Raw genomic sequence first — 20,085 nt, forward strand, 5'->3', positions numbered from 1 at the left:
GATATCGCCGCCGTCAACTTGACACCCGCGCACCGCTCTGATATCAAAGAAGAGAATCAGTTGTCCAACCGGATTCCTCAGTAGCTCAATGGTAGAGCATTCGGCTGTTAACCGAAGGGTTGTAGGTTCGAATCCTACCTGAGGAGCCATTCTGCAAAATCGTTTCCTGTAGCTTCTATTCCATTGTTGTTTTGTTGGTGCGAGCGCTGTAGTTGTTCGAGCTGCGGGGCATCGCCATTCCGCGCTGGTTCCTTATTTAGCGGACGGGGGACTCTTCCAATATTTGGGCAGAGTGGGTTTGGTGTCGCGGAGGATTTCCAGAACCGCGCGGCGGTCGTCCGCCGAAACAGCGTTGAACGCTTCGCCGGCGTCGTTGAATGTCAGCACATCGTACAGCTTGCGGTAGATCGCCTCGCGGGAGATATCGGGGATGTTGTCGAACGCAGGACTGTAAATCATATAGCTCAGGGGATACCGGAAGAGCCGCTGGCGCAGATCGAAGTCGCGTAGCGAGCGACCCAGATGGTCGCGAGGACCGCGCTGCTGGAAGGATTTGGTGAATGTGGAAATACCTTGAATCGGCTCCGAGAGAGGCTCTTCGTCGGCGAAGAGCATGTAAGTTACCAGCTCGTCCACATTGGATTTCAGACGCGGGGCAAATTCCTTGAGCGTGCGCTCCGCAACAGCAACGCGCGTCTCCCAGCCAATTCGCGTAATCAGATTCGTCATGCGAGTTTGGTGCTCGATCGTCATCAGGGCGACGATATCACTGGTGGGAGCCAGATAGGCGGAGGTATCCAATTGCTCGTCGAGGGTGGTGAGGTTTTGCGACTTTGCCGGCTGTCGCTGGTACGGACTATAATCCACGGGGACGTTGCCCCGGTGATGAATTTTCCCGTGCAGTCCGGTAACAAACCATCCACCCCAGCGAGTTTCGAGCGGAATGCGATGATCGGCGGCGAATGCGCCTGACCGGCCGTACGGAGAATCTTCGTTGGCCGGATTCACCGAGCTGACCACGATGCCGGGCACGTTCAGTGTGGCGGGACTCATGTGACATTGCAAGCAGCTCATATACTGGCGCGTGAATGTGGGGCGGTCCGTCTTGCCGGCGTCCAGAGTATAGAAAATCGCCCCCAGCCGGGGATCGAGCGCCGAAAATTCCAGCGCGCGTCCATTCTGCACGTACCCCACCGATACGCTATCATTGAAGTAGATCGCACGAGGAGACTCCGGCGAGATCAATGAAACCTGCGAACTGGTCTTCGAAAAAACCAGAATCTGAGAATCCACCTCAATTCCCAAAATCTTCAAAATGCCAGGCAGGTATCCCCACTTCGGATGGTACTCCAGCCTGGCATCACTCGAGTTCAACCGCTTTTGCAGACGAGCTATGGGATCGTCGGCCGGGCGATCGGCATATTGAATGGCCGGGTGATCGAAGGGAATCGCGGGGAAGTCAGGATTGTCATCATGACCCTGCAAGGCCCACAGCGATCCCGCGAGTGTCAGACTCAGGCTGACGGTGGCAAGAAGTAATAAGCGATGTATATTCATTCAAATATCCCCAAAGCAGACAGAACCGAGCCGAAGTTTTGTACGACTCCTTATGAGAGATATTATTACATCACTATCGGGCGCGATGCTACGGGCCGCAATGCGGACTAGAAGCTCAGCAGGTGAGTGAACTTGAACGTCAGGCTGCGGTCGCTGTGATCGAAATTCGTATCGCGCTGGTCGTTATAAACCACGTAAAAATCACTCAGCGGATGATGGATGAACCGAAATCGGAGGTTGGAGCTCACCTGCCTGGTGTCGCTGTTGTACTGGATCAGCGCGCTGAGGCTCAGCCGCGGGTTAAAAGAATAATCAGTTCGCAGGCTCGCCAGATTCGTGGTAAATGAGCCTTCCCGCAGTTCCGCCTCGCCTCGCTGATAATCCAATTGCGTGGACAGCCGGTAACTGGCGCGCAGAATTCCGCCCCATGTCCAGATAACCTGCGTTCCTGTATAAAAATCCTGGCGCCGCAAATTGACGCTCGCCGAGAGCAGCCTGCGGCGGCTGGAAGTGTAGCCGAGCGCGTAGCCATTCGAGCGATAGTCCCCCGCTGGAATTTGCAAACCTTGCAGTGGAAAGATGCGCGTCAGTCGATCGAATTTCCGGTAATACGTATAGCTAAAAGTCCCGCCGTCCTGAAACTCCACGTTGCCGAACGGGCCGCTGAAACTCTTGGTCTCGGTGCGACCGTCAGACAGAGTCGCGTATTCGTAGTTGGTCGTCACGGTGGCGTCGCGGATGATGCTGGCGAGCGGCATGCCGCGCTCGAAGTGAGGACGAAACTCCGCCAGCTCCTGGACCAGCCGCCGTCCCGGACGGCGCACGAAACCAAGTTGCGGATCAAAGTTTTTCTGGATGTCGGAATAGGAGCTGTAAAGTCGCCACAGATTGCTTTGCCACTCGGCCTCGAATTTTCCGAAGCCATCCTCGCCGACGATCTGCGGCTTGCGCGTTTTCGCATACAGCGCGTTGACCTGCAAGTCCTGGCGCAGAAGCATCGTGGCGTCCACGCCGTAGGTCTGACTGGAATCGCCGGGAAGGCTGGCGCGCCGGTTCAAAACAATCGCCCCCACCGTGGAGTTGCTCAGAATGTCCCGCCGAAAGCGGGCCACGGTGAAATTCGACGCGGCGAAAGTAGCCTCCGAGCGCGTCTGAATATTCATCAGGCCGACGGCATTTTTCCCGGCCCGCCCGGAGAGTCGCGCGCCGCCCAGAATCGGAATCGGAGTTCCGCCAGCCAGCCCGATGCGGCGGCTGTGGAACAGCAGGACCTCCTGCCTTTGTAGTCCGTCGAACCCGGCCTGAAAGAGCCCCGCATTTTCGAGGAAGAACTCCCGCTTCTCCGGGAAGAACAGCGGGAAGCGCGTGAAGTTGATCTGCTGCGTGTCGGCTTCGGTGTCGGAAAAATCCGTGTTGGCCGTCAGGTCCAGAGTCATGCCGGGCGCCACGCCGTACTTCAAATCCATCCCGCCCTTGAACTCGCCGTCCAGTTTCGCGCCTTGGGAATCCAGCTTCTGCGCGCCACCCAGTACATAGGGCTTGATGTAAAGATTCTTCCCCGGCTTGACGCCCTTCAACCCCACCAGGTCTCCGGCGATGCCGACACCGCGCTGCATCACATAGCGGCGCGGCAGCGGCGCCCAGGAGTTGGCCTCGCCGTTGTGCTGCATATAGCGGTAAAAATTCACGCCCCAAAGTTGAATGTCTTCAGGACTGAAGCGCAGGGTCTTGAAGGGAATCGCAAACTCCGCCGTCCAGGCGTTTTTGTGAATCTTCGATTCCGAGTACCACACGCCATCCCAGTTGGGGTTGGAAACCCGGCCGGTGTCGGTGAACTGCTGGTCGCGCTGGCCGCCCTCCGGCGTGGTCGAGAAAGTATAACCGCTGCGCCGGTCGTGAAAGGTGTCGAGCAGAATCGCTATGGCATCCTGGTCGTTGGGTGGAAAGTCGCGCCGAATATTGTTGACGATGATTTGCCGCGGGTCGGACTCATGGCAGTACACGCCGATGTAAAGATTCTCGCGGTCGTAAAGAATGCGAATCTCGCTCGGCTCACTGGCTGGCGCGCCTGTGTCGGGGTCCCGTTGAGTAAAGTCCCTGGCGGGCACGGCGGCAGCCCAAGCCGTCTCGTTGAGTTCACCGTCAACGGTAATTTCTGCATCGGTGAATACCGCGGAGATCGTCTTGCGCACCTCCGCTGCTGGCGCTGGGGTGGGCGCTGGCTCCTGAGCAAGGACCACTGGTGCGACGGAGGCTAGGGACAATAGCAAGAGGGCCAACACGGGATAAGACCCCATCCATTTGAGCAGAACTCCGCGGCGCGGTCCTACGCTGGGTCGATTGCTTTGGCGCGAGTGATTCATCCGGGTCCAGGCGAGCAAGTGTGAGACTGCAACGCGAGAATTGACTCCGATGACATTAGGCTGCGCCCCGGTTTCTGTCAACCCAGGTTGTGAACCTGCAGCACCCTTTGCGCGTCACTGCGCGGAATCGGCTGAGGGGTTGGCGCGGAGCGGGGCCCCGTGTGCGATCTCGCCGGCTGCGGCCTTTACCGCCTCGACAATGTCCGGATACGTTCCGCAACGGCACAGGTTTCCTGAGAGGTAATGCCGAATCTCATCCGCATTCGGGTCCGGGTTACGCTCGAGCAGTTCCTTGGTCATCAAAATGAAACCCGGCGTGCAGAAGCCGCACTGGAAAGCGTCCTTGGCGATGAAGCATTTTTGAATGGGATGCAGTACGCCTTCATCCGCGAGCCCTTCAACTGTTTGTACTTCCGCTCCATCTGCAAAAGCTGCCAGGTAGAGGCAGCCAGAGACCGCCAGTCCGTCCACGAGTACGGTGCAGCACCCGCAGAGCCCCTGCGCGCAACTCTCCCGCGCGCCGAACAGGCCGAACTCGCGCTGCAATACTTCAATGACGGTTTCATACACCGCGATGTCGGCGCTGGCGGCGCGGCCATTCAGCTTGAATTGGATGTTGCGGCGATTGGTTGTGCTCATTATTCGCTCTCCAGCGGTCGGCCTTCTTTTTCGCGCAGAGCGCGCAGCACCCGCTCCGGCGTCAGTGGAAGCTCCATGATTCGTACGCCGATGGCATCGAAGAGCGCGTTGGCGATGGCGGGTGCGACGGAAAACACCGCCGTCTCGCCAACGCCTTTTGCGCCGAAGGGCGCATCGCCGTGCGGAATCTCGATCATCTCTCCGGTCATCTCGTCAGGAATATCGAGTGTCCCTGGTATTTTATAATCGGCGAGGCTGGCGTTGAGCACCTGCCCATCGCTGAAGCGCATCTCCTCAAACAACGTGAATCCCAGTTGCATCGTGCCCGCGCCGGTGAGCTGGCGCTCCACGATGGAAGGGTTGATGGCGCGGCCTACGTCGCCTACATTCACCAGTTTCGTTACGCGAATGCGGCCCGTTTCGGTGTCCACTTCGATTTCCGCGCCCGCGCCGCCCAGCATCCAGAACGGCGTTACCTGCGGCGATTGTCCTGTCTCCTGGTCCGGCTTCGAGAAAGGCGGAGTAAATGTTCCTGTGCCCGTCAGATGGCCCGCCTGCATTCCGAAGCGCGCCAGCATTAGCTCGCGGAAACTCATGCGCCTGCCGTCCGGCGCGAACGCAGCTCCCTCGCGACAGGTGAGTTGCTCGGTGGCGACGCCCATTGACTTTGCCGCGATCTCCATCAATTGTGCGCGGACCGCCTCCGCGGCCTGGATGATGGCATGGCCCATGTGATAAGTGGAGCGCGAGCCAAGCGTGGCCATGTCGTAGGGAGTGATGTCCGTGTCTGGATGGACCACACGCACCGATGTTGCGGCGATTCCCAGAATCTCCGCAGTCATCTGCGCGAGCGCGGTGTCAGAGCCCTGCCCCATATCCACGGTGGAGCAGAGCATGCTGCAACTGCCGTCACCGGCGATCGTTACGGTTGCGACAGACGTGGTCGGCGAGATGCTCGCTTTGATGCCGATGCCGATGCCGCGCCCGCGTCGTACCGTCCCTGTGCCACGCTCGATGGGGCGGTTCCAATCCATCTTGATTTCCAGCCGGTTCAGCACTTCTGCGATCTCCGCGTGGCGCATCAGCGTTCCGGTGGCGTGCGGCCTGCCTTCGCGCAGGATGTTCAGACGCCGGAACGCCAGCGGGTCCATGCCCAGCGCGTGCGCGATGATGTCGGCCTGTGATTCATACGCCCACACCAACTGCGAAATTCCGAATCCGCGCAGCGCACCGGCCGGCGGCTCATTGGTATAAACGGCGTGATTGTCGAGCGCGATGTTCTCAATGTCATAGGGGCCGGCGCCGGTGAAGCCGGACTTTTGTGAGACGCGTGGCCCGATGTCGGCATACGCGCCGCCGTTCCACCACGTCTCCACCTTACGCGCGATCATCCGACCGTCGGACATCACGCCTGTTTTAATGCGCACGGTTGTCCCGTGCTTGGTGATGGTGTAGAACTGCTCTTCCATGGTCAGTGCGATGCGCACCGGCTTGCGCGCCAGCAGCGCGCAGGCGGCCACCAGCGCTTCCAGCTTGATGTAGAGCTTCGCGCCAAATCCGCCGCCCAGCAGCGCCGTGCGCACCCGCACGCGATTTTCCGCCCAGCCCAGCAGGCGTGCGACTTCGCTGCGCACGAAGGATGGGCTTTGCGTTGCGCTATGGATGGTGATGCCGTTGGTGTCCGTCAACTCGGCCAGCGAGACAATGGGCTCGAAGGTGGCGTGGATTACTTTGCCGTTATGAAAGGTGTGCTCAAAAACATGATCCGCCGTGGCGAATCCCTTTTCAATATCACCTCGGCGCACCTGCGCGTCGAGTGCGACGTTGGTGCCCGCGCGACCCTTGAGATGTTTGAGGTCGGGGAAGGTACCCGCGGGCTGCAGGACGTCATGGATAATCGGCGCGGTTGGCTGCGCAGCAGCGACCTCGTCGAAAACGGGATCGAGTGGGTCGTATTCCACCTCCACCAGGTCGGCGGCCTCTTCGGCAATATGCGGATCACGAGCCAGCACCACCGCCACCGGCTCACCCACGTAGCGCACTTTGTCGAGCGCCAGAATCGGCTGATCGTGAAATGCCGGGCCGTAGTAGGGATTCGGAATAATCTTGCGGATGTCCTCGCCGGTAATCACCGAGTGAACTCCCGCGAAGGCCAGCGCAGCGCTGGTGTCAATACTTATAATTTTTCCGTGGGCAACGGGACTGCGCGTGATCCTGCCGTAGAGCATTCCCGGGATGCGCATGTTGATGATGTATTCCGCGCTGCCCGTAACCTTTGCGGCGGACTCCAGACGAGGGATCGATTGCCGCGGGCCGCTCGCTGCGGCGGTTGGTGATGTGATTTTCGTCGCGGACGGTTTAGGCGTGGGCATTTAGGATGCCTCACTCGAATTTATTTTCAGCGCCTGCTCCAGCGCGCGCCGGACGTGTACGCGAACCATCTCGCGCTTATACGCCACCGTGCCGCGCAGATCGGCCAGCGGCTGCACTTCCTCGGCTGCCGAGTCGGCGGCCTTGGAAAAGACGGCGGCGGTGGCGCTGACATTATTTAGCACGCCCTCTGCTCCGGTCATGCGCACCGGGCGCTCCGTCGCTGAACTGACCGCCACGCGGGCTTCGGCGATCACGCCCGACTCCATGCGGAACCAGACGGCCACTCCCACCGCAGGCCAATCGTCGGCCGAGAGCGCCGTGTATTTTTCGTACCAGCTATGCACGCCCGCTGGTTGCAGTGGCACTGCGACTTCGGTGATTAACTCGTCGCGCGACAATGCGGTTTCGTAATAGCCGGTGAACAGATCGCCGATGGCAATCCAGCGCTCGCCGCGCTGGCTGACGGCGCGCACGCGCGCCCCGAGCGTAAGCAGAATGGGCGGCAGGTCCATGTGAGGATCGCCATGGGCGAGGTGGCCGCCGAGCGTCGCCACGTTGCGAATGCGTACGTTCGAGAGGGTGTGCAGTGTGCGTGTGATTACTGGAAACGTGCGAGCGATAACGGGCGAGCGCTCCATCTCGGACAGCGTGGTCATCGCGCCGATGCGCAGGCCGCCGGTTTCGTCGGCGCTGACGCCGCGCAGCGCATTCTTGATTCGGCGCAGACTAACCAGCCGCGAGGGCTGAAACAATCGAGGCTTCATCATTAAGAGCAGCGCCGTGCCGCCGGCGATGGCGCGCACCGTGGCATCTTCAGGGTCGAGCAAAGACAGCGCCTCTTCGAGCGTCGCGGGCTCCGCCAGTTCAAAGTTCTTCATGCGACGGGGTCTCCCGACAAGGAGGAACGATTCAGCAGCCCATTTCCCCCCAGCCCTTTTTCCAAAGCCGCCTTCAAGTTCGCGCCAAATTCACGAGCCACTTCAGCGCTCTTCGAGCGGAACACGGGCTGGCCCAGCCCGCCCAGCTTTCCGCTCAGCGCGACTTCTGCCGTGTAGCGGATCTCCGTGCAGCCCTCGCTGGCAACCGTCAGCTCAATGCCCGCCGTGGCCGACACGCGTCCGGCCAGGCCGACGGAGTCGCCGGTCATCTTCACCTCAATTAAGTTGGGCGGCTCCATGCGGGTAATCTCGCTGGTAACCTTAAACTTCAAAGTTATATAGGCGACCTTGCTGGTGAGCTGCGCGGAGTAGCGACCCGGCGAGAGCTCGATTAATTCGCTGCATCCCGGAATGCACTGGGCGAGCTGGACCGGATCAGCGACAAACTCGAACGCGGTGGCGCGATCTACTTCAACATTGATTGTTCCAGTGGATTGCAGGCCCATGTTTTATTAGTGAAATAAACTTTCCCAGTTGCAGGCGATGTCGAAGTTTAAGCTCGGTCAATGAGGCGGGACAGAATTTCGGCGATAAGCGCTGGCTGCTCGACAAACGTCAGATGTCGCGCCTGCGGAATGATCTGCATCGTCGCCCCAGCGATGTTGCTCTCGAGTTGGCGGGCCATCTCGGGCGGCGTCGCGTAATCTTCCTCGCCGACGGCGATGGCTACCGGCATGTGGAATCCCGCGAGGTGCGCGCGCAGATCGAACGCGCCCAACATGCGGCAGGTGGCGACGAAACACGCGGTCTCGTTGGCCAGAAAAACATTGCGGCACAGGGCCACCGTTTCGGGGTGCTGCTCGCGGAAACTATCAGAGAACCAGCGCGTTTGTTGAAAGTCGATCAGCGCGGGCAAGCCCTTTTCTTCGGCTTCTTTGGCGCGCCACTCCCATTTTTCAGGCGCTTCCGCGCCATACCATGCGGTTGTGTCGATCAAGCCGAGCGTCTGTACACGCGACGGAAACAGCGCGGCGAATTGCAACGCGATGCTGCCGCCCAGCGACCCGCCGGCGATGTGCGCGCTCGACCAGCCGACATGATCCAGCAGCGCGGCCAGGTCGCGCGCGAATCCCTCGAGACGATAGGGGCCAGGCGACTTGCCGAGCAACTTGGTGGACGCACCGTGCCCGCGACAGTCGTAAGTCAAAATGGCGGTGCGCTCGACAAGGCGCTCGACCACCTCGTCCCAGACCACTTCGCTCATGCCCAGCGAGTGGACCAGCACCAGCTTCGGGAGTTCAGGCCGGTCCTCGCCATGCAGTGTGTAACGGAGCGAGGCGCCATCGCCAAGCGGTGCGTTGCCGGATTTTCTGGAGTGGGTCATGTTAAATGCTCCGAACATTCAGCCTACCACAGCGAGTGAATCGCGTCACAGAGCCGCGCGCGTCAGCGAGCGGACCCGATTATTCCGGCAGCGCCTTGCCGCGCGTCTCGGGAAAAAATGGGGCGGCGACAATACCGAGAATGTAGATCATGCTGACGATCACGGCGGCCCGGCCGTAACTGCCGAAGTAGGTGATCAGCGTCCCCGCCAGCAGTGGTCCCGTGAAGGCGATGAAGCGCGGCGCGTTGAAGCAGAAGCTGACTGCGGTGGCGCGGATGCGCGTGGGATAAGCCTCCGGCAGCCACGTCGAGCACCATGTATATTGGCCCAGCGTGAAGAAGGCGTTGATGGAGCAGACGCCGAGCAGCACATACAGGTTATGCGTCCACAGGAACAGCACGGGGGTCATCAGCAGGGAGATGGCGAACCACGCGATGGTAACCGGCCTGCGCCCGTAGAGATCGGCGAAGAAGCCGAGCGAGATATAGCCACAGATAGCGCCCGCGTTGTAGAACATTCCCGCCAAGCTCGCCCAGCGCTCGGGTGAGAGTCCCTCCAACTTAGCGAGAGACCCGACGTACGGAGGCACCCATGTTGAGATGCCCCACCAGGCCAGCGTGGTGGTGGTGGACATCAGGAAGGCCGCAATGGTGCGGCGGCGATACTTCGGATCGGCGAACAGGTCAATCAGCGTGAAGCGCGTAAGGTTCTTGTCGGCGGCGCTCACATCCTGACCCGATTGCTGTGCTATCTTCTGCGCCTCGACTGCCGCACGGCGCTTGCGATCCGACTCCGTCCACTTTTCCGGTTCCTTGATGCGCTTGCGAATCCAGCCGACAGCGAGGGCGGGGAGAACGCCAATGACGTACATCCAGCGCCATGCGTCGGGTCCCATCGGGCTGACGAAGAACCATGTGGCGGAGGCGAAGAAAAAGCCGATGCCCAGGCCGCACTGCATCAGCCCCGCGCCCTTGCCACGATGCTTGTCGGGCCACATCTCCGCGACCATCGAAGTGCCTGTGCCCCACTCCGAGCCCAGCGCGAAGCCGACGATGAAGCGCAGCGCGATGAAGGACCACAGCGACCAGGCGATGGCCGTGAATCCGGTAACGACAGAGTAGGCCAGCACCGCATAGATCAAGGTGCGCTTGCGCCCGATGTAATCGGAGACGATGCCACCGACGATGCCGCCGATGCCCCAGCCGAGCAGCGTTACCGCGATGGTCAGACCGGCGTAAAACGGGATGCTGGCATAACTTTCGGCGGGCAGTAGCTGGCGAAAAGCGGTGCCCATGGTGAGAATCAGGGCGTAGGTTTCATAGCCGTCAAAGGCCCAGCCGAGGTTGGCGGCCAGCAGCGTATTCCACTGTTCGCCATTCAGGGTGCGATACCAGGGCCGGTTGTCGGGGGCTGCAATGGTTGCAGTACTCATGCGGTTCCTCTCACTTAACGGCTTGTGGATTGATCCTAGCCGCGACAGTCATGGAGCGTCCACGATGCACGAAAAGCAGCACAAGAGCCTGAACGCTGAATACGGCCTTGTCCGGCGGGAAAGCTGGAATGCTCTTGAGTGCGGGACTAAGTTGCGCACGCGACTATTGTGGACGCTCCATAACTGTCGCGGCTCGGATACAAGCGCAGCTCAATGCGTGAAGAAAAAACAGCCAATGGCAGGGCGTGGCTCGCTCCCGATGCTTTCGCTGACCACCACCTCCGCCGTCGGGGTAACCGTCAAAGAGGCGACCTTCTTTCCTTTGTCGTCGAGTGCCTCGGCGGACTGTTTCACAATCAATGTCTGCTCCTTGGTGTCGGCGGCGAGACGGAATTCCAGCTCGGCCAACGGGCCATCGCGGATCGGCTCTTTGGCGGTGATGGTGATCTCCAGCTTTTGCGCCGCAGCCTTTTCTTTGACCTTGGTTCCCGAGGCGTCCTTCATCTCGACGGCAATTTCGGCGAATGACATGTTGGCGGCGATGCCCAGCCGCGCCAGCACGAATGTCAGCGACGCGCGCGGAAACTCGACGCTCTGCCGCACCACGTATATCGGCGCTGTCGCGGGATTGGTAATCATGGCGTTGAGGAAGACCGGGGCACCCGGTCGTACACGAGCGGAGACGAGCTCCAGCTTCGGCACCCTGTCTGGCGCATCATCTTGAGTAAACGCCGGGGTGGCCGCGACAAAAAATTGCGCGGCCACCATCAACCAAACAAAAGCACGCATTGGGTTGTTCCTAACTGTTGATACTGCCAAATTGTTACTACCGTTGGTCTGACGATTGGACTAACCACCGGCGCCGGGAGCCACTGCGCGCTCACCGGGAAACTTCTTGGTGATGTCCACCAGGGGCAGGCCGATGTGTTCCACATCGCTGTCCTTGAAGGTGTAGGCCGGACCCACGGACTCGACGCCAAAATCCTTGGCGAGCGATTCTTGGAGCACCACCATCTTGCCGCCCACCATGGTCATCAGCGGCTTTACCTTCAGAATGTCAGCCTCGGGAACCGTGAAATAATCGCGGTCGATCACCAGCAGGTCCGCGTACTTGCCTACTTCGAGCGAGCCGAGCTTCTCCTGCTTGCGCACGTAATCGGCGGCCCAGATGGAGTACATCTTCAGCGCGTGAACGCGGTCGATGCGCTCGTCGGCCTGCCAGATTTTGCCGTCATACTTGCGCGTGATGGCCTGCCACAGCATGAAGAACGGCGGCTGGAAATTGCGCGACCCCGGCCGATCCGCGCCGGTGGCGTAGTGCTGGCCAACGAGGCGCACGCCGGATTTGATCCAAGTGTTGAACGGCAGCATGAACTTGTCATATTGCGGGCCGTAGTCCTTCAGCCACTCGGGCGATTCCTGAACGATGTCGGGGCCGCAGCTCAGCATGATGCCGTAATCATTCAGCATCTTGATGGTTTCCGGCGCCTTGCCGATCAGGTTGCAGTGCTCGCCGGTCATCTTCATGGCTTTGACATCATCGAGCGACCAGCCGTTGTTGGCGCGGGCCATGTCGATCATCTTGATAAATGAGCGCGCGCTCTCGCTGCCCTGCATGTGGACGCCGGCAATTCTCCATCCCGCCTCCATGGCGTTTTGCAGGGTGTCCCACATCAGGTCGCCCTTCTGCGGGCAGACTTCGCGCTCCTTCAATTTGGGGTCTACTTTAGTGTCCGGCCCTGTGCAGGATTCTGGATAGAATGAATCCCAGCGCTCCGAGGCCACGCCGTCGATCCACAGGTAATCATCTCCGAGGCCCTGCAACACGCCCGTGCGACGGTATATCTGGCGGGTTTGCGCCGGGTCGGTAGGCATGCGATGCACTTCATAATGAGCATCCAGGCGAATGGGCATCTGACCCAATTCCGCCAGCTTGGCATATCCGCTCATGACCTTGGGGAAGGGAATGCGCGTCGAAAATGTGGTTACTCCCTTGGCCGCAAAACTTTCTGAAGTCAGCTTCAGCGTCTGCGCCAGAATGTTCAGCGGAACTTCGTTGAGGAACAGTTCCCAGGTGATGACGGCCATCTCTTGGCTGCCCACCCAGCCGATCTTGGGGATGTCGATGTCCAGCCGGTCGCCGTGCATGGTCTCCTGAATGGAGGCGGTGTATCCGGGCATGAACTTTTCCAGAATTTCCAGAGCCTTAGAGTTGATGTTGCCGCGCAGGCCGGGGCGCATCAGCACCGGGTTGTCTGGCGCATAGCGGTCCAGGGTATCGAGATTCGTAAATTTGCGCGTCATGGTCCACAGCGCCAGCGCGCCGGGGTCCTCCGGATAGGGCTGCATGTTGACCATGACCCAATCGCCCTTGGGAGATTTCTTGACGGCATCCTCGACGGCGTTCTTCAGCGCCAACTGGCTTTCTTCGAGGTCCGCCTTGGCCTGCACCGTTACTTCAATCCCGTTCGGCGGATACTTGATGCCGAAGCGGTCGAGATAACGCACGGCGCCGCCGTAGATATGATTGTGCGGCTCGACAATGCCGGGGATCAGCGTCCGCCCCTTCAAGTCATAGGTCTTGGTGTCCGGGCCGGCGATGGCTTTGATGGCATCGCTGGTGCCCAGCTTGATGATCTTGTCGCCCTTCACGGCCAGCGCCTGATAGGTATTGCCGACATCGGTGGAAGCGGACTTGTCGTCCATGCTGACGACCTTGCCGTTGATGAAAATCGAATCCGCGTACCCGTACCTGCCCACCTCGGGGGGCAGCGCGTTCTGCGCCCGGCCAAACTGCACGATGGCGGTGCAGGCCATCAGCAGGGCGGCAATGGTAAAGCCAAATGATTTCTTGCGCATTCCCTGAACCTCCGTGATCGAAAATCAGCAACTAACTTTTTATGTTGTCGTCTTAATGTTGTCATCCTGAGCGAAGCGAAGGACCTGCTTTACCTTGCGGAATCGAAATAGAAGATTCCTCGCTGCGTTCTAAATAACACTGCTAAGTAATTATATATCAATCTGCTAGAAGGAAATCTTCAAGCCAAACTGCATCTGCCGCGGATCATTTGCCGTGGTGGTAATCCGCCCCGCCGTGGTGCTGGCCGCTCCGGCTACCGCCAGGAAGTTGGTGCTGTTCGGCAACCCAAAATTGGGGTGGTTGAACAGGTTGAACATTTCCCACCGGAACTGGAGCGATTTGTTTTCACCCAGACTGGTATTCTTGACCAGGGCAAAATCAAAATTTCTGAATTTTGGTCCGATCACGGTATCGCGGCCAAGATTGCCGTAATATCCCAGATCTTGCAATCTGAATGCGCAAGGGTCGTAGTAGAGGTCCGGTGTGCCGAGTTGTTGCCCGGCGGCCACGCCGGCACACCCCGCCGTAGTTCCGCTGGTGGGATTGCTGCTCATGCCCGAGATCAAATCCGGTCGGCTGATATTCGATCCGGCGGAGGAGCTTTGATCTCTTCCCACGGTGTTTAAGGTTGCGCTGTTGATGACTGAGAAAGGCACGCCGGTGGTTAGGCTCAGAATGCCGTTGGTTTGCCAGCCGCTTAACAGCTTGCCCAGAAATCCCGTGAGTTCTTTCCCGAACGGCAGGGTGTAAGTGTAGTTCGCCGAGACCACATGGCGCAGATCAAACGCGGCATGGCTCCACTCCGACGAGTTCATCGTATAAGGATTCTGCGGCGAACTGGACTGTTGGAAATCGCCGCTGATGGCGCCGACGGCGTTGTCCAGCACGTGCGACCAGCTGTAGGCAAACTGGGCTTGCAGCGACTGGCTGAACCGCGTGGTCATCTTCGTCTGTAAACCATGATAAGTCGAGGAGGCCGACAATGTCCTCAGCGAAGTGCTGGTGAAGTTGGCATCGCGGCGCGGAGGAGCGGCTCCATTTACCGGGACATAGTAGTAGCGGCCATCGGGTAGAATCGTCGGAACTGCCGTGTTTAGGTCGCCCTGACGATTCAAGAACAGGCCGCGAGTACCCACGTAGCTGACGCCCAGCAGTGTGTTGGGCAGGATCTCGCGCTGGATGCTCATGTTCCACTGCATCATGTAGGTCTGCTTATTGTTATCCCACTGCGCGCCATCGTTGAAGACCGCGCCGGGCGCAGTGAACAACGCCGTGGGGTGCGGGAAGGTCAGCAGGGGGCTGGGACTCTGCGCGGACTTGGTGGTGAAGAACGGCGGCAGCGTCCGGTTGGCGTAGAAATAATCCCGGAAGATCATCTGGTAATAAAGTCCATACCCGCCGCGAATGGAGGTCTTGCCGTCGCCGGTGGCGTCCCAGGCGAAGCCGATGCGCGGGCTGAAATTCTTGATGGGCAGCTTGATAACCGGGTTGGTTACCACCAGCGTGTCGGTGGTAAACAGGCCGTCATAGTGCGAAGCTCGGCCGTTCACTTCGGTGGGATCGTTCTGGAACTCCCAGCGCACGCCAAGGTTCAGCGTCAACCCCTGAAAGGGCTTCATGTCGTCCTGTACAAACAAGCCAACAATGTTCTGCCGCCAGCCACGCACGGCGGTGCCGCCTGGCGTAACGCCGGTGAAAGTCGCTGGCACATTGCGCAGGAAGTTTCCCATGCTGGCGAAGGTGAACAGGCCGATGCCCCGGAAGACATCGTTTTCATTGGTCTGGATACGTTGGTAGTCGCCTCCAAATTTAATGGCATGACTGCCGTTGGTGTAGCTTACGGTATCGGTCAACTGATACACATTGTCCAGACGCGTTCGGGGCAGGTTGTTCGGCAAGGTGGGATTGGCGATGCCGGTGATGCCCAGCGGTCCCACGCCGGGAGAGGCCGCGTTGGGGATGAACCAAAGAGCCTCATTGTTCAGCAGGGGATTGATGGTCTCTGTCGAGTAACCCACCTTGGGTCGGTTGAATCCAATGCGAAACACGTTGAGCAGTTGCGGCGAAAAAATATGCGTCTCGCCGATCGTCGCATATTGATTGCGGATCGAATCGATCTGATTGTAGGTGGGCAGGGGTTGCGGTGTCGTCCTGCCGCTGTCGTCAATCGTGTAGCGCGCAAAGAGAGAGGACCCTTCCGAAAAATTGTGGTCCACGCGGACCTGGGCATAATCCTGATTGGTGGGTACGGAGAAGCTGCGGATGTACTCACCCCGGCCATCGGCCAATATGGGACGGCCCGGTGTTGGGTCGGGCCATAGCGCCAGATAAGGCCGTACTACCTCCGATATCGGGACAATGCAATTCGCTCCGTCCTGCGTGCCACCGATTGGTGCGGCGGTACACGCAGTTCCCGTCAGCGGCAGGTTCCCCTGTCGCGCCGCAATCGAGGGGATAAACGCGCTGGTGGCGTTGCCGACGCGCTGGCGCATTCCTTCATAGCCTCCGAAGGCGAATGTCTTGTCGCTGCGGATGGGTCCGCCCAGCGTTCCGCCAAATTGGTTCTTGCGCAGCGTGGATTTCCTGCCGTTGGCCAGGGCGTTGTCCTCCCAGCGCCTAGCGTCCAGCGCATCGTTGCGGAAGAACTCAAATGCGCTGCCATGCAGCTCGTTGGTTCCGGCTTTCGAGACCACGTTGATGACACCGCCGCCGGCGCGTCCGAACTCCGCGCTGAAATTCGAGGTGATCACCTGAAATTCCTGAATGGTGTCGACTCCCAAGGCTTGCCCGGAGGCGCCGCCAATGGCCATTCCATTGATGCTGTTGATGCTGGTGCCGTCCATCAGAAAGTTGTTCATGCGCGCGCGCGCGCCGTTGAAGCTCAGTTGCAGTCCCGCGCCGGTGGCCACGCCGCCGGAGGCTGAGCGCGCCTGGACCACGCCGGGCTCCATCAGGCTTAAGGAAACGAAGTCGCGACCGTTCAATGGCAGATCGCGGATCTGCTTTTCATTGACGATTCCCGACAGCGACGCGCTGGTGGTCTCCACTAGCGGGATTTCTCCAGCCACTTCCACTGTCTGGGTTACTTCGCCGACCTGAAGATCGACATCCACCACGGCATGGCGGCCCACGGTCAGTTCGATTCCGGTGCGAAGGTAGTTCTGGAAACCGGCCATGGAAGTTTCCAGCTCATAGTTTCCCGGCAGCAGTTGTGCCACGCTGTAGCGGCCCTGGCTGTCCGTCTGGACCGAGCGGGCCACACCGGTGGCCACGTTTCTCACGCGCACGGCGGCTTCGGGAATCACCGCTCCCGATCCGTCTTTCACCGCGCCTGAGATGGTCGCGGTGGTTTCCTGCGCCAGCAGCATCGCGGTATTTAGACCGCCGCTGACACTCGCCAGTAAACCCGCGATGAAAATAATTCCCAGCAATCGATTTCGCATACCACCCTCCGTTACTTTAAGCATTTTTGCCGCGATCCTGCTTCGAATAAAATGGCCCCGGTCGATGTCGCTCCAGCTTCGGCGACTTGCTGATTGCGGTGCACTCGCATGGTGTGGGGGAGTGGCAACGGGATAACGGACCTCATTTCCCGGCATCGATGTTTCGTAATGATTCCCCCAGAAACCACATCTCCCAGAAACGTCTCTATTTTCACTATGGAGATATCACGCGAACTTCCCGAATCATCGTTGCAATCCCAATAACCACAGCAGCTCACCGTATCCTACATGACTAGTAAAGCTCTTGCAGAGCAGGAGACCACACGAGTTCTATATGTGTCAAGCAAAAATGGCAAATCAGAGCGCGGCCCGTTCGCATCTTACAGGAAAATTTCATACAGGCTGGTGGGCAGGCGGGCAGGTGCGAGAGAACAATCCGTGATGGGCCGTGATCGGGCAGTGTCTCGGCAGGTTGGCAATACAGAACCTCCAGTCGCAACGCGCGAAGTTGTGTTGTACACTAAACCACAAAGATTGAATCCGTTCTTTGGTTTGGCAAGCAGCACGGAGTCTAAGGAGATATTACTTATGTCATCTGAAATACTTGCAATGAATAACCATCGTTATCGAAGGATTGCTTTGTTCATGGTGTTCGCGATCCTGGCACTAGGCGGACGCCTTTTGCTAACCATCGGCCCAATGAAGGAGGGATCGCGCGCGCTCACCATTGGAAAAGACCGGCTGGTGGAGTGGCAGCAACTGCCGGCGATGAACGGCCCCATGTGCGAATGGGCCCCCGCCAGCGCCGCGACAACACTGGCGGCTATGTCGCAACAAACCGCCGCAGGCCGCGCGGCCACCAGCACAAGTGGCAACACCAGCGCCCCGCAGCATCCCAGCCTGGAAGCGCGGGCGCGCGTGGCGACGCGGGCTTCCATGTATCGCGTGGAGGACCCGCACTTTGGGTTCGCCGGCATCACCGTCGATCCAGTGCGCAACGAGATCATCATCGCGGAGGAAAACGTCTCCAGCCTGGTGGTGTATGACCGTCTAACCAATACACCGCCCAACGCCGCGATGAGCGAGCCCAAGCGCGTGATCGGCGGCACCTCCACTTTTCTTGAGTTTGCCTGCAGCGTCTATGTGGACCCAGCCACCGGCGACATCTACGGAGTCAACAACGACACCATGAACTGGCTGCCGGTCTTCGGACGCGACGCCCAAGGCAACGTGTCGCCCAAGCGCAAGATACAGACCCCACACACCACCTTCGGCATCCTTGCCGACGAGACCACGCAGGAGTTGTTCCTCACCATTCAGGACGATCATGCTGTGGTGGTTTACAACAAGCTCGCCAAGGATAAGGACAGCCCTTTGCGGATTCTGCAAGGCCGCAAGACGCTGATGGCCGATCCGCATGGCATTGCGCTCGACACCAAGAAAGGTGAAATCTTCGTAGCCAATTGGGGGACCAACAACGACCGGCCTCCACTCTCGGAGGGCGGCGGCGGCGATGACCGCCACGAGCGCAAGGATTTCCCCGTGGGTCGGGCTCGCGCTTTCAGCGGCTCCGGCAAGATTCAGCCTGCTTCCATCACTGTCTACGCCAAGAATGCGCAGGGCGACACCGCGCCGTTGCGCGTGATTCAAGGCCCCAAGACACAGATGGACTGGCCTACCGGCTTGGCCGTGCATCCGGAGCGCGGCGAGATTTATGTGGCCAACGACACCGGCGATTCCGTGATCGTTTTTAAGGCGGATGCGCAGGGCGACGTTGCTCCGATCCGCGTCATCAAAGGTCCCCGCACGATGATTAAGAATCCCACCGGCGTAACTCTTGACCTGATCAACAATGAACTTTGGGTGGCCAATTTCGGCAGTCACTCGGCAACGGTTTACCCGGTGGACGCCGGCGGCAACGTCGCTCCCAGGCGGGTCATCCGCAGCGGCCCGATCTCGGCACCCTCGCCCAAACTCAGCAACGCTCATACCGTGGCCTTTGACACCAAGCGCGACGAAATTCTGGTCGCCAACTGAGTGGGCCATCCGCAAGTTGCGGCATTCGCCAGGACGGCGAATGGAGGAGCTCAGCCCACTCGAGAGATCGCTGGCCAGAACACCCTGTTCACACGCACCATGCATGACATGTCCTATGACCACGTGGCGGACGAAATTGTGGTGCCGCAATTTTTCGCTTTCGCCATTCTCACCTTTGCCGGCAACGCCAATGGCAACGTGGCTCCCAAGCGAATCATCATGGGGTCAAAGACGCAGATCAATAATCCACACGCGGTCACCGCTGATCCTGTTCACGGAGAGTATTTCGTTCCTGGACGGGCCGACGATCATCGCATCCTGGTGTTCAGCCGGAAGCAAGAAGGCGACGTGCCACCGATCCGCATCCTGAATACTCCCCATGAACCCGCCCGCGTTGGCGTGGATACGGTTCACAATCTGATCATCGTTTCCGGCAACGATCGCCTGCTCATATATGACCGTCTCGCTTCCGGTGACGACAAGCCGTTGCGCACCATTACGATTCCCAAAAGCGAGGGCGACCGAGGCACCAGCCTGATGGCGGTCAATTCGCAGAGTGGGATGATCTTTGTCGCTTCCGGGGCCGGAGGCCGCCACGAGCCGGAAGACTACGTTGGAGTGTGGAGCGTTTTCGACAATGGGGAAGTGGCTCCCCGCTGGACCATTGGCGGGCCAAGGGGCGCCTTAAAGGACATTCGCGGCGTCGCGCTCGACATCAAAAATAAGAACGTGATCGTAACCGACAAGACGCTCAACGCCATCCTGACCTTCAACGTTCCGGAGGCCTTCTAGGAAATTTGGTGGGATAGTTTGACAGAGCCGCGACCGTGAGGGAGCGGTCCCAGGAAGGTGGACGCGTTCAGGATGAACCGCTCCCTTCCGGTCGCGGCTCTGTCCCACCTACTTGAAGGGCCGCAGCCCCTATTCGCCGCTTACAACTGATTCCTGCTAAATAAGCCCGGCTCGCGCACTGCGCCATGTGCAGAGGCGTGTTCGCTCCCCGCGATTTCCGTCTGGTCGCCTTCGCCGGGCGCGAGAAATAGATTCGCCTCCACGCCATGCTGCTTTGTGTAGAGATCGAAGTAGCGGCCACGCGTTGCGAACAACTCCTGGTGATTG

General features: G+C 59.5%; 14 protein-coding genes and 1 tRNA gene. 3 read left to right on the plus strand and 12 right to left on the minus strand.

Going from position 1 to position 20,085, the window contains the following annotated elements; translation table 11 throughout:
* Positions 1-74 precede the first annotated feature (74 nt).
* Positions 75-149 (plus strand) — tRNA-Asn (locus EXQ56_12735).
* A 103-nt stretch (positions 150-252) separates the two neighbouring features.
* Here EXQ56_12735 and EXQ56_12740 read toward each other — a convergent pair.
* The 11 genes from EXQ56_12740 to EXQ56_12790 all read right to left on the minus strand — a co-directional run bounded on the left by EXQ56_12740 (position 253) and on the right by EXQ56_12790 (position 17,085).
* Positions 253-1,557 (minus strand): hypothetical protein, encoded by a 1,305-nt coding sequence (locus EXQ56_12740; protein MSO21296.1) that lies wholly within the window; start codon positions 1,555-1,557, stop codon positions 253-255.
* A 107-nt stretch (positions 1,558-1,664) separates the two neighbouring features.
* Complete coding sequence (locus EXQ56_12745) at positions 1,665-3,920, minus strand: hypothetical protein (GenBank protein MSO21297.1); 2,256 nt, start codon at positions 3,918-3,920, stop codon at positions 1,665-1,667.
* A 114-nt stretch (positions 3,921-4,034) separates the two neighbouring features.
* Entirely contained in the window at positions 4,035-4,559 is a 525-nt protein-coding gene (locus EXQ56_12750) for a (2Fe-2S)-binding protein (protein ID MSO21298.1), read from the minus strand.
* Entirely contained in the window at positions 4,559-6,931 is a 2,373-nt protein-coding gene (locus EXQ56_12755; protein MSO21299.1) for a xanthine dehydrogenase family protein molybdopterin-binding subunit, read from the minus strand. The genes EXQ56_12750 and EXQ56_12755 overlap by 1 nt, the downstream gene beginning before the upstream one ends.
* The gene (locus EXQ56_12760) at positions 6,932-7,810 is read right to left on the minus strand and encodes a xanthine dehydrogenase family protein subunit M (protein ID MSO21300.1); all 879 of its coding nucleotides are present in this window, start codon (positions 7,808-7,810) and stop codon (positions 6,932-6,934) included.
* Positions 7,807-8,316 (minus strand): hypothetical protein, encoded by a 510-nt coding sequence (locus EXQ56_12765; GenBank protein MSO21301.1) that lies wholly within the window; start codon positions 8,314-8,316, stop codon positions 7,807-7,809. The genes EXQ56_12760 and EXQ56_12765 overlap by 4 nt, the downstream gene beginning before the upstream one ends.
* Before the next feature lie 47 nt (positions 8,317-8,363).
* Positions 8,364-9,212 carry an alpha/beta fold hydrolase gene (locus tag EXQ56_12770; GenBank protein MSO21302.1) on the minus strand — a complete coding sequence of 283 codons (849 nt, stop codon included), beginning with the start codon at positions 9,210-9,212 and terminating at the stop codon, positions 8,364-8,366.
* Positions 9,213-9,273: 61 nt separating this feature from the next.
* Complete coding sequence (locus EXQ56_12775; protein MSO21303.1) at positions 9,274-10,626, minus strand: MFS transporter; 1,353 nt, start codon at positions 10,624-10,626, stop codon at positions 9,274-9,276.
* 210 nt (positions 10,627-10,836) lie between these two features.
* The gene (locus EXQ56_12780; protein MSO21304.1) at positions 10,837-11,415 is read right to left on the minus strand and encodes a hypothetical protein; all 579 of its coding nucleotides are present in this window, start codon (positions 11,413-11,415) and stop codon (positions 10,837-10,839) included.
* Positions 11,416-11,475: 60 nt separating this feature from the next.
* Complete coding sequence (locus EXQ56_12785) at positions 11,476-13,485, minus strand: hypothetical protein (protein ID MSO21305.1); 2,010 nt, start codon at positions 13,483-13,485, stop codon at positions 11,476-11,478.
* A gap of 165 nt (positions 13,486-13,650) precedes the next feature.
* Positions 13,651-17,085, minus strand: coding sequence for a TonB-dependent receptor (locus EXQ56_12790; GenBank protein ID MSO21306.1), 3,435 nt, complete (start codon positions 17,083-17,085; stop codon positions 13,651-13,653).
* A 132-nt stretch (positions 17,086-17,217) separates the two neighbouring features.
* Between EXQ56_12790 and EXQ56_12795 the strand changes: the two genes are divergently transcribed.
* Positions 17,218-18,966 carry a hypothetical protein gene (locus EXQ56_12795; protein MSO21307.1) on the plus strand — a complete coding sequence of 583 codons (1,749 nt, stop codon included), beginning with the start codon at positions 17,218-17,220 and terminating at the stop codon, positions 18,964-18,966.
* On the plus strand, positions 18,967-19,758 hold the full coding sequence (locus EXQ56_12800) for a hypothetical protein (protein ID MSO21308.1): 792 nt from the start codon (positions 18,967-18,969) through the stop codon (positions 19,756-19,758). It abuts the gene before it with no gap.
* Positions 19,759-19,898: 140 nt separating this feature from the next.
* On the opposite strand, the gene EXQ56_12805 is transcribed toward EXQ56_12800, so the two are convergent.
* The coding region (locus EXQ56_12805; GenBank protein MSO21309.1) for a hypothetical protein at positions 19,899-20,085 on the minus strand (187 nt) is incomplete at its 5' end.

The sequence above is a fragment of the Acidobacteriota bacterium genome (assembly GCA_009691245.1).
Classification (GTDB): Bacteria; Acidobacteriota; Terriglobia; order 2-12-FULL-54-10; family 2-12-FULL-54-10; genus SHUM01.